Origin of the sequence: Chamaesiphon sp. GL140_3_metabinner_50 (assembly GCF_025361915.1) — a bacterium.
Classification (GTDB): Bacteria; Cyanobacteriota; Cyanobacteriia; order Cyanobacteriales; family Chamaesiphonaceae; genus Chamaesiphon.
Map to the genome: position 1 here is coordinate 1 of NZ_JANYJC010000319.1, position 11,027 is coordinate 11,027.

The following is an 11,027-nucleotide window of genomic DNA, read 5'->3' on the forward strand; positions in this document are numbered from 1 at the left end:
AAGTAGGTCGCGCAGAGCCGTTACGGGGCGATCCTGAAGATATTTTTTGTATGTCTCATAGTGATCGTAACCCTCCTGAGTCGAATATGCGTCTACCGCTTTGTGGAGAGCTTTCGCCAGTTGGGGGCTGTTCATGTGGTATTCACCACTGGGGCGGTAGTTGAAGAAGCCGAGGTTTTCGAGTTTCTTCAGCTCTTTGGGGAAGGCTTTGTGGTGGAATGTCATGGTTTCCTGCGCCACGTCTGCCATCGTCAAACCGCCGATGCGGGAGGTGGTGCCTTTGAAGGCGATATCGAGAACTTCGCGCCCGATGCCGATCGCTTCAAAGATTTGCGCTCCCTGGTAAGATGACAGTAGGGAGATGCCCATTTTCGAGAGGATTTTGAGCAAGCCATCTTCGATCGCTTTACGATAGTTAGCCTGGGCTTTCTCGATCGTAATATCTAGTTCGCCTCGTCCGATGGCGGCTTGGGTTTTGGACGAATTCCACCAACTGCGGACGGATTCCCAGGCGAGATACGGACAAACGGCGGATGCACCGAAGCCCACTAGACAGGCGAAGTGGTGGGTACTCCAACACTGAGCGGTATCGACAACCAGAGATACCCGCGCGCGCACCGCTTGAGCAGTGAGGAAATGGTGAACTGCACCGACAGCTATTAGCGGCGGAACGTAGGTAATTTCGTCGGTTAAACCATCATTCGTCCAATCGCTGAGGATGATGATTTGTTTACCTGTTTTGACAGCTTCGAGGGCGGCGGTACATAATTTGTCGATCGCGATTTTTAAGCCATCGACACCATCATTGACAGCATAAAGTGTCGAGATAAATTCGGTTCCCAGGGAGGATGCTTTAATTAATTCTAGTTCGGCTTCATTTAACAGGGGACTAGTTAATTTCAACATCCCGGCATATTCGGGTTTGGCTTCGAGCAAGTTACCTTTTTTACCCAGGCTAACATCGAGCGACATGACTAATTTTTCGCGCAGCGGATCGATCGCGGGGTTAGTTACTTGCGCGAACCGTTGTTTAAAATAGTCGTATAAAGGATGTGCTTTTTCGGATAATACGGCGAGGGGAATATCATCGCCCATGCAGAAAGTTGGCTCTTTGCCATTTTCTGCCATATCGTTGACGATCATCGTAATGTCTTCTTCGGTGTAGCCGAATGCCGTCTGCTGCTTGAGCAAATTCGACGGTTCGATCCGAGCGGTAGTTTCAAACGGTTGGCTGGTTAATGTTTGACGATATTCTTTCAGCCATGCGCCATAGGGATGCGCGTTTGCAATCCGCTCTTTGACTTCCCAATTATGTAAAATCTCTTTGGTTTCTAAGTCTACCACGATCGTTTCACCAGGGCCGAGCCGACCTTTTTCAACGATTTGGTCTACAGGTAAATCTACCACCCCAGCCTCAGAGCCGACATAGAGATAACCATCCTTAGTAATACAATACCGCGCCGGACGCAAACCATTACGATCGAGTGCCGCCCCAACTACCTTACCATCAGAGAAAGCGAGTAATGCTGGGCCATCCCAAGCTTCCTGCAATCCCGAATAATACTCATAAAAGTCGGTAATTTCGGGACGATTATCTAATTCCGGCTGATTCTTGTACGCTTCTGGTACCATCATCATTAAGCCTTCGATCGGACTCCGCCCCGAACGCACGATTAATTCCAAGACATTATCGAGCGTCCCCGAATCGCTATTATCCAAATTCAGAATCGGCTGCAACTCGCGCAACCGCTCGTTCCATAGCGGATGATTGAGATCGCTTTCCCGCGCCGTCATGCCATTAATATTACCCAACAGCGTATTAATTTCGCCATTGTGCCCCAGCACTCGCATCGGTTGAGCCAATGGCCATTTTGGCAAAGTATTCGTACTAAACCGTCGGTGATAAACCGCAAACGCCGCTGTAAATTCAGGGTTAGTTAAGTCACTATAAAACTCACCCAATACAGCCGATCGCACCATCCCTTTATACACGATCGTCCGACTAGACAACGAACAAATATAAAAATCATCCCCAGGCTTTACTCTACCGTCAGCCTGCAATGCCTTGACAATCTTGCGCCGCACCATGTACAACTGCCGCTCTAACTCATCCCCAGTCGTCGTTCCAGCAATTACTACTTGCTCGATGTGGGGTTGATTCGCCAAGGCTTGAGATCCTAAAGTCTCTGGTTTAACAGGTACCTCTCGCCAACCAATTAATCGACACTGTTCCTGAGTGACGACATCTGTCACAATTGCCTTGGCTACAGCACGTTTAGCCGCATCCTGTGGCAGAAATAACATCCCTACCGCTAAATTAGACTTATCTACACCCTGAGTCACAGACTCAAATAACGCCCACGGAATCTGTGTTAGAATTCCTGCGCCGTCACCAGAATCGCGATCGGCACTACAACCGCCCCGATGCTCCATACAAGTCAGAGCCGTCAGTGTCTGCTGAATCAACTTATGACTGGTATCCCCGGCTGGACACGCTATAAACCCCACTCCACAAGCATCACGCTCTTCTACCAACCAACGTGGGCCAAAATATGGTTCTTGGTTAGAAATAATTGGGTTCATCTGTGACTGATTATCTGTGTGGTTCATAATTGTCGTGCAGGCAAGGATCGGTAGTGGAGTTAATCTGATTTTATCGCGGTTGTCGAAGAGTTTGGTAGAGCTACCGATTTGACTGAGATTGAAATTGACAACAGCATGAATCTATGCTTATACCAGAATTCTTAGTTTAATTTGGTACGATCGGCTACATTCCAATTTTAGATATGCTGTTATGGCAGCATTGGGTATGAGAAAGAAACTAAAATCTACCACCAAAGCCTAGCTCGAAAATCCCGTGCATGAAAATCCCACGCATGAAAATCCCCTCCGAGGAGGGGATTTTAGGCTGTTAGCTGTTTCGCTAAGATGGCTCTTATGATACTTATGAGAATCGGCGATCTTACTTCCCTACCTGAGGTGTTGCCGCAGGCTGACGGGGAGTATTATTGGGCGCAGCAGGGGCAGGAGTACTGAGATTGGGCGCGATAATTGCTTTTGGCGGTTGGGTGGCTTGGGCGATTTGTTTAATTTGATCTTTGTACTCGGCTGGAGCCAAGTTTTCGGCAGTATTCATTAACAATTGTGCCTCGGTGAGATTGCCCATTTGTTTGAAAACCAGAGCCTTAGCCAAGATCGGGCGGAAATCATCGCGATTGGATTCGATCGCAGTATCGTAAATACCGAGTGCATCGGCATTACGCTGTTGGGTGAGATAAACTTGCGCTAATAATAATTTTAGCGGTGTATTATCGATCGTGCCTGGTGCTGTTTTCAGTGCAGTCTGAACCGCACCGATAGCTGCTTCGGGGCGTTTGGCTTCGACTAGTAAGCTAACTAACCCTTGCAGTGCGTTAATATTCTGCGGCTGAGTTGCCAAGATAGCCCGATAACTGGCTGTCGCACCTTCACGATCGCCTAAATACAATTTAGTTTGAGCTAAAAGTACCGTATAATCTGGCATCTGAGGATTGAGTGCGGCAATTTTTTCGAGCGGAGCCAAACTGCCTTTAACATCACCCAATTGCAACCTAGCATTGAGTAAGCCTTTGAGCGCGACTTGGTTTTCTGGCTCTCTTTGTAATACTTGAAGATATCCCTGTGCCTGCGCCTGAAGTTGACTGGTTTGCGCGGCTGAGAGGCTATTGGAGTCGGTAGCAGTGGCGGTACCACTATCTAGCCCCAAATTGAAGATTGGCACTAGCGAAAATCCAGTTAAAGCTAGTAGAGACACAGCTACAACTAAATTGATTGCCCAGCGATGACGATTTAACACAAACTGCTCTTATGTAGATGGACGATTGGTTTTGTCGATCTTATTACATCTGTGTCGATTCTGCTGGGTGATATCACTATTTTGGATACTTCTCTTCTCTTCGAGACGCTACACGAACCGCTACGCTCAGTACAAGGCGAAACCCAACCTACAGATCTAAAGTCCAAAACCTAAAACCTAAAACCTAATCCTAATACCTAATTCACGATTTCTGCGATTAAAAAAGGTGCAATGTCCGCCAGACTCAAAACATGTGCGACACTCTTAGAGGCGATCGCCGCTTTAGACATGCCAAATACCAGGCAACTGTGTTCGTCTTGAGCGATGGTGATGCCGCCGCTGGCGTTAATAGCTTCTGTACCCGCTACGCCATCAGTGCCCAACCCAGTGAGAAGAATACTCGCACTAGTATTACCATAAATGCGGGCTACCGATCGAAACAGGGCATCGATCGAGGGGCAAGTACCTGTAGAGCTAGTAAAATTACTGTAGATAAATTTGCCTTGAGCGTCGAATTCTAGGTGCGCTCGTTCGGGTGCGAAGTAAACTGTTTTTGGTGCGGGAGTTTCGCCAATTTGGGCAACTTTGACATTTAATTGGGAGTCTTCTTTGAGCCAACTAATCAACCCTGTCAAAAAGCCATCGCCGATATGTTGGGCGCAGATAATTGGGACTGGAAAATTTTGGGGAAGTGTGGTAAGAATTTTGTGTATAGCTTGAGGGCCGCCTGTAGAGGCTCCAATCGCGATCGCGCGAATGTTACCCGTTCGATCGAGATTGCCGCTATTAGTAGATTTGGCATCTAAACCACTATTTCTAGCTTTAACTTTTACCTGCGAGAGCATTTTAATTTTGGCAAGCAGTCGATTTTTAATCTGCTCGTAGTCTAGATAGTCTCCACTGGTTGGTTTGGGGAAAATATCGACAGCCCCGGCTTGCAGTAGCCCAAAGATATTTTTGGTATCGTCTTCTTGGACTGAGTTACTAATTACTAAAATTGGGCGGGGGAACTTTTCCATTACCTCTTTGGTAAGTTCTAAACCGTCGATCGGTGACATGTGTAAATCCGTACAAATTACACTAGGATTGACTTTGGGGATCGATTCTAGTGCTTCTCTACCGTTGCGCGCCGTGCCCACTATTTCAATTTCTGGGCTATCTCTCAATAAGCGTTGCAGCAATTCAAGAGCGATTAGCGAATCGTCAACTAGGAGAATTTTTGTCGGGGACATGGCAGGTAGATGGGAGTTGGGAGGACGGAGATGGGAGAGGTGAGGACGGGGAGACTGGGGGACTGGGAGACGAGGAGACGGGGAGAAAGATAAGTTTTTAATCCCACAAACTTCTCCCTACTCCTATCTCCGTACTCCGTTCTCCCATCTCCTAACTCTAGCTCAGAGGCTTGGCTTTTACTTTTAACCCTGAGAGGAGTTTAATTTTAGAGAGAATTCTTTTTTTAATGGCTTCGTATTCGGCATAGTCACCGCCGACGGGTTTGGGGTAAATATCTGATGCTCCGGCTTGGAGTAGGGCAAAGACATTTTTGGTGTCGTCGGATTTGACAGAGTTGCTCAATACCAAAATTGGACAGGGAAAGTTTGCCATTACCTGTTTAGTAAGTTCCAAACCATCGATCGGTTCCATGTGAAAATCGGTACAAATCACCGCAGGATTGAGCCGGGGAATCATTGCGAGAGCTTCTTGTCCATTTCTAGCAATACCGACAACTTCGATTTCGGGGGTGCTTTTAAACAACCGTTGCAATATTTCCATTGCGACGGGTGAATCTTCAACAATCATTATTTTTGTAGGAGCCATGATGGGGTTATTGGGGGTATGTGGATTTGAGAAAGATGGGAGTTGGGAGAATGGAGATGGGAGAGGGGTGGAGCGCAAGGAGTAAAGAGTAGAAGGAGTAAGCTGGCAATTAGTTCTATTCCCTGTCCCCTCTCTCTTATCTCCCATCTCCGCACTCCCATCTCCCATCTCTCTACACCAATCGATCGAGGGTATCAAGCAAGAGCTGTTGGTCGAAATCACCTTTGGTGAGATAGGCGTTGGCACCAGCTTGAAAACCACGATCGCGATCGGCGGCTTGGGAGAGGGTGGTAACCAGCACTACAGGCAGGTTTTGGTATTCTGAGTGGCTGCGGATCTCGGTGGTGAGTTGCAGTCCTCCCCAGCGGGGCATCTCGACATCGGAGACGACGAGATCGAATTTGCCAGATTGGAGGGTTTCCCAGCCCGCCAAGCCGTCGTTGGCGGCGGTAACTCGGTAACCAGCTCCTTGTAAAATCCGGGTCATTTGCGTCCGAATGACGAGGGAGTCTTCCACTAACAAAATTGCTGGCGCGATCGCTTTGGCAATTGGTGTCGGCAGATTAGGAGCTAGCTGCGAATCGAGATCTCCGGCTGCGGTGGCGAATAAATCGATCGGGTTGAGTACCAAACAGACTTCGCCAGTGCCCAAAATTGTCGAGCCAGCTAAGTGGGGGACATTTTTGAGGATGGGATGGGGAGCTTCGATCGTGACTAATTGACGATCGTTGATGCGATCGACTAGTAGTGCTAGTTGCTGTCGCCCCGATTGGAGCAACAGACAGGCAATCGAGTTAGGCGTACGGTTAATTTCGCCGGGGGAATTAGGCGCGATTGCTGGGAGAGCCAGCAGATCGGCTAACCAGGCGACGGTAATCGTCCGTCCGTCGATTTGGGTGGTGGTAACGCCACCGAGGGCGAAAATTTCCGCCTTGTTGACGAGCAACATCCGATCGACAAACTCTACGGGGATGGCATAACGACGATCGCGCACATCGACCATCATCACTTGCGAACTCCCGATCGCGTGACTGAGTTGAATGCGGAACGTACACCCGCGATCGGGTGACGATTCCACTTCTACCGAACCTTTAATGCGTTCGATATTCGTCCGCACGATATCTAAGCCGACACCGCGCCCAGACAGCTCTGTCACCCGCGTGCGCGTCGAAAAGCCAGAGGCAAAGATCAGCGATTGAATCCGATCGATGCTCATCTGGTCTAATTCTGCACTGGTATGCAAGCCGCGCTTAATCGCAGTGGCTTTAATCCGTTGTACGTCCAACCCCCGCCCATCGTCAAGGATCTCGATCGTGGTTTGGTTACCCACCTGTCTGACTTGAATCATTAAGGTTGCAGCCCCAAATTTACCGCTCTGCTGACGTTCTGCTGGCGTTTCAATGCCATGATCGATCGCATTTCGTAAAATATGCATCAACGGGTCTTTAATCTCTTCTAGGAGCCGTTTATCGAGGAGGAGGTCGCCACCTTCGATCGTGAAGTTAATTTCTTTCGCTTGGCTTTTGGCTAAATCTCTGACCATCCGAGGATAGAGATTGAAAATAGTCGAAAATGGTAACAAGCGCAGCTTTTTCACGCCCGATTCTAGTGCGGATGTAATTAAATCGAGCCTAGAGCTATCGGCATCGATCGATTTTTTGAACTTGCTAATTAATGCACCCATTTGCTCCCACTGGCGTTCGTTGCGCTGTAATTGCCGATGGATCGGCGATTGGGTGGGAATTTGTTGGAGCATGGTTTGGATCTGCTGGAGATCGCGAGTGCCATTTTCCCAAAGTTCGAGCAGTAATTCGAGATCGGTTAACCTACCGACAATCTGTTGGTTGATAACGTTAATCTCGCCAGATTGCCCCATTAATGCGTCTAATTGCTTCGCTTCGACCCGAATTGTATCGATTTGGTACTCGGTTACCCGATCGGTTGCGGCTGGAGCTGTTGCTGGTGGCTGTTTGACCATCGGAGTGGAAGCAGGCTCGACGATTCTCGCGTCCAGCAGAGGCTCCGCCAACGCCTCTGGGAATAGCGATGACTCGTGAAAGGCTAGATCGTCGGCGGTAGGCACCAACATATTATCGAAAGTCGCAAACACATCATCACGATCGATCGCCAACGTGGCAAGTTCGTCTCGATCGGGAGTGAGGATAAAATCATCATCTAGGCTAAACAAAGATCGATCGTCGGTTGCCGTCGGATCGAGATTAGCGACTGGATGTGCGGTACTCGACAGGAATGGTAAATTGCCAAATTCTAAATCGAGCGAATCGAGACTAGCGGCTGGCTGCACGGTATTCGGCAACAGGTTAAAATCGCCAAAATCCGTACCGCGATCCAATTGCGGTAACGTCGAATCGGATGGAAATAGTTCAGCGGCGAGATCTAAGAAATCGGCTTGAAGTTGCGATGGTGCGGGCGGATTTAATGCTGAATCGACGCTCCAAGGTAGTAAATCTAACTCAGAAATCGGTACTACTGGTAATCGATCGTCTTCATGCACCCAGACATCTTTGGGCGTATTAAAGACAGCCTCCTCATCAGAAAGCGTCACCCATCCAAACGATTGCGAGTCATCATCTAGATCGGCGGAAATTGATGCTGGGGACGCGATCTGTTTCTCGTTCCGAGTATCTGAGCCAGCGAATGTGGGCATTTGAAGAGCCGCACCATCGCCCATCAGGGTTGCCAACGTGTAAAACATATTCACGTCGTTAGCTTCGCCCGTCACGGCGGTATGGGCTAACTTCTTAATGCTATCGAGTCCAGCATACAACCGATCGCACAACTCATCGGTCATCCTCGCCCCGCCCTTTTCCAGCGGCATCAGGCATTCTTCAATCTGGTGGACGAGGGTTTCCACATCCTCTACCCCCAACATCCGCGAGTCACCCTTGAGCGTATGTGCAGAACGCAATAATTCTTTTAATGGAGCCATATTTTGCGGTTGTTTTTCCAACAGCATCAATGCCGATTCGATCGCCTGAATGTGTTCGGTAGCGGAAGTTTTGTATAGTCCTCTTAGCTCTTCGTCGTCAATGTACATGGTGTTTTGGTGGATAGTGGATAGGGGATAGTAGATAGGGGATCTATACACATCTCTGGCGAGAAGCGAAATTGGTGGGAATCCCCCTAAATCCCCCTTTCCAAGGGGGACTTTCAAGCCCCCTTGGAAAGGGGGTTGGGGGATTTGGATCTCAAAACGAAGTCCAGCCGACTGGTGTATACACCGTAGAGATAAGGGATAGGGTTTAGGGGTTAGGTGTTTGTTTCGGGTAAATGTTGACGCGCACAGCGCGTTACTCCCTATTCCCTAGACGACAGCAGCTTTCAACTCATCCGCCACCTGGTTTAACTCTCTAGTTGTCATTTTCACTTGGTGCATACCGACAGCACTTTCTTGAGATCCTTGCGAGATCATTGTCATCGAACTGAGTACCTGTTGGATCGATACGGCTTGTTGTTTGGCACTGGTAGAAATTTGTTGAGAGTTTAAGAATACGTTGTTTACCGCATCGGTTACCCCGGCAAAAGTTACAGCAGTCGATCGGGCTAAATCGATCCCTTCGTTTACAGTTTTGGTACCTTCATCGGTTACCATGACCGTGCGGTTAATTGCTGTTTGAATATCTTCGGCTAGGGCGTTAATTTTATCGGCGGATTTTTTACTCTGGTCGGCTAATTTCCGAATTTCATCGGCAACTACGCTAAATCCGCGACCTTGTTCGCCAGCACGAGCGGCTTCTACAGCGGCGTTGAGTGCGAGCATATTGGTTTGACTCGCCAAATCGGCGACCAGATCGGAAACGATGGTAATTTGTCCGGTTTGTTCGCTGAGATTAACAATCTGATTGGCGATCGCATCTACTTTATCTCGGAGTCCATTCATTCCTTGAAGCGTTTGTTGTACCGATCGAGTTCCATCTTCCGATAGCGATAGAGCTTGGCGCGCACCATTGGCTGAAGCTTCGGCTTGAGCGGCAGATTGGAAGGAAATTGCCCCCAGTTCGTTGACCGTTTTACTAGTATCGATCGCGGAATTGGCTTGCATGTTAACGGTGATTTCTTGTGATTCGACCGTTTCGACGATCGCTTCCGAAGAATTGACGATCGAGTCGGCTAGTTGCTTGATAAATTTAGTTACGCGATTACTCAGCAAGAGAGATAGCCCCAATGTCACACCCCCAGTTGCCAACATCCCCAAGGCAATTACGACCATCAGTGCTTGTTCCTTGGCAAAAATATCGGTTGTATCTTTGGCGATCAGCACCGTTAGACCGAGATCGGGTAAATCTGCTGTTTCGGCGACAGCTAGATAGGATGTTAGCTGGCTCTTACCATTAAGTTGGTTAGTATCAGTAACAGTGGCTGGCTGCTGGGAATTTTTTAGTTTTTTAGAACTAGAGAAGTCATCACCCGTACGCCCAATTCGATCTTCTTTTTGAGCGAGAATGAATTGGTTGAGATTTCGATCGAGGATATGCCACTCGTTGCGATTTTTAGTATCGCCAAAAGCTTTAGCTAGTACTTTGATTGCTTCGACTGGCATCTGAGCACGCACGACCCCAATTAATTGTCCCGTGCTACTGTCGCGAATAGGGGCGGTGATGTGATAGACGGCTTTCCCCGAACTCTTGGAAATCTCCGCGCTGGTAATCTGGGCTTTGCCAGTTTTGAGCGTCGCTTGGAAATAAGCCCGATCGCTGTGATTATCGCGGCGGCTACCTTTGGAAGCATATAGGGGATTGCCCTGAAGGTCGAATACTATGATACTGTCGTAAAACTTATAAGTATCGGCAAATCGATCTAAGTAAGTTTCGATTTCTGCTACCGAGCTACTAGCTCTAAGTTTGGGATTAGTCAACACTGACGATACCGACAAACTTTGAATATCTTTCCGGCGCAAGATCATAAACCGGATGAGGTTACCTTTAAAAGATTCCGCCACATATTGCTGTTGCTCGGCTTCTGCTGTCTGGAGACTGTCATACGCCACCATATAAGCGAGTCCGCCAATCCCCACGACAGGCAAAGTCGAAAGTAATACCACCACACTAACTGCCTTTGTTTTAAAGGATAAGCTATTGAACCGATCTTGGAAGTTGGCTTTAAATGTGTTCGACATAGGTATGAGGTGTTAGATATTTGGTGGTGTTAGGGACTAGACTTGATGTTTTAGGTTTGAGGCTGTAGTAGTCAGAAACTAGGTTTTAGGTTTTAGATGTTTGCTATGTGTTAGGTGTTGAGTAAGTACCAGAAAGCGGGTACTAGTTATGTTGATTAAAGCCCCAAGCCTAAAACATCAAGCGTTTTAACTCACTGCCGCTTGTAATTCGTCAGCAACTTGGTTGAGTTCGTTGGT

The 11,027-nt window shown here is 48.2% G+C and carries 6 protein-coding genes; all 6 read right to left on the bottom strand.

Annotated features, from left to right (window positions below; translation table 11 throughout):
* The coding region (locus Q0R35_RS15755; protein ID WP_295620416.1) for a glutamate synthase central domain-containing protein at positions 1-2,610 on the bottom strand (2,610 nt) is incomplete at its 3' end.
* A 352-nt stretch (positions 2,611-2,962) separates the two neighbouring features.
* Positions 2,963-3,793: a tetratricopeptide repeat protein gene (locus tag Q0R35_RS15760; RefSeq protein WP_295620420.1), complete on the bottom strand. Its 831-nt coding sequence runs from the start codon at positions 3,791-3,793 to the stop codon at positions 2,963-2,965.
* A gap of 239 nt (positions 3,794-4,032) precedes the next feature.
* Positions 4,033-5,067, bottom strand: a complete 1,035-nt coding sequence (locus Q0R35_RS15765; RefSeq protein WP_295620423.1) for a chemotaxis protein CheB — start codon at positions 5,065-5,067, stop codon at positions 4,033-4,035.
* A gap of 157 nt (positions 5,068-5,224) precedes the next feature.
* Positions 5,225-5,653: a response regulator gene (locus tag Q0R35_RS15770; protein WP_295620426.1), complete on the bottom strand. Its 429-nt coding sequence runs from the start codon at positions 5,651-5,653 to the stop codon at positions 5,225-5,227.
* A gap of 172 nt (positions 5,654-5,825) precedes the next feature.
* Positions 5,826-8,711, bottom strand: coding sequence for a hybrid sensor histidine kinase/response regulator (locus tag Q0R35_RS15775; protein ID WP_295620430.1), 2,886 nt, complete (start codon positions 8,709-8,711; stop codon positions 5,826-5,828).
* Between the two features lie 267 nt (positions 8,712-8,978).
* Entirely contained in the window at positions 8,979-10,790 is a 1,812-nt protein-coding gene (locus Q0R35_RS15780; protein ID WP_295620433.1) for a methyl-accepting chemotaxis protein, read from the bottom strand.
* Positions 10,791-11,027: the final 237 nt, after the last annotated feature.

Excerpts from the sequence above, each read along its gene's own strand:
- Q0R35_RS15780 (WP_295620433.1), bottom strand. The coding sequence starts at position 10,790 with ATGTCGAACACATTTAAAGCCAACTTCCAAGATCGGTTCAATAGCTTA.
- Q0R35_RS15770 (WP_295620426.1), bottom strand. The coding sequence starts at position 5,653 with ATGGCTCCTACAAAAATAATGATTGTTGAAGATTCACCCGTCGCAATG.
- Q0R35_RS15775 (WP_295620430.1), bottom strand. The coding sequence starts at position 8,711 with ATGTACATTGACGACGAAGAGCTAAGAGGACTATACAAAACTTCCGCT.
- Q0R35_RS15765 (WP_295620423.1), bottom strand. The coding sequence starts at position 5,067 with ATGTCCCCGACAAAAATTCTCCTAGTTGACGATTCGCTAATCGCTCTT.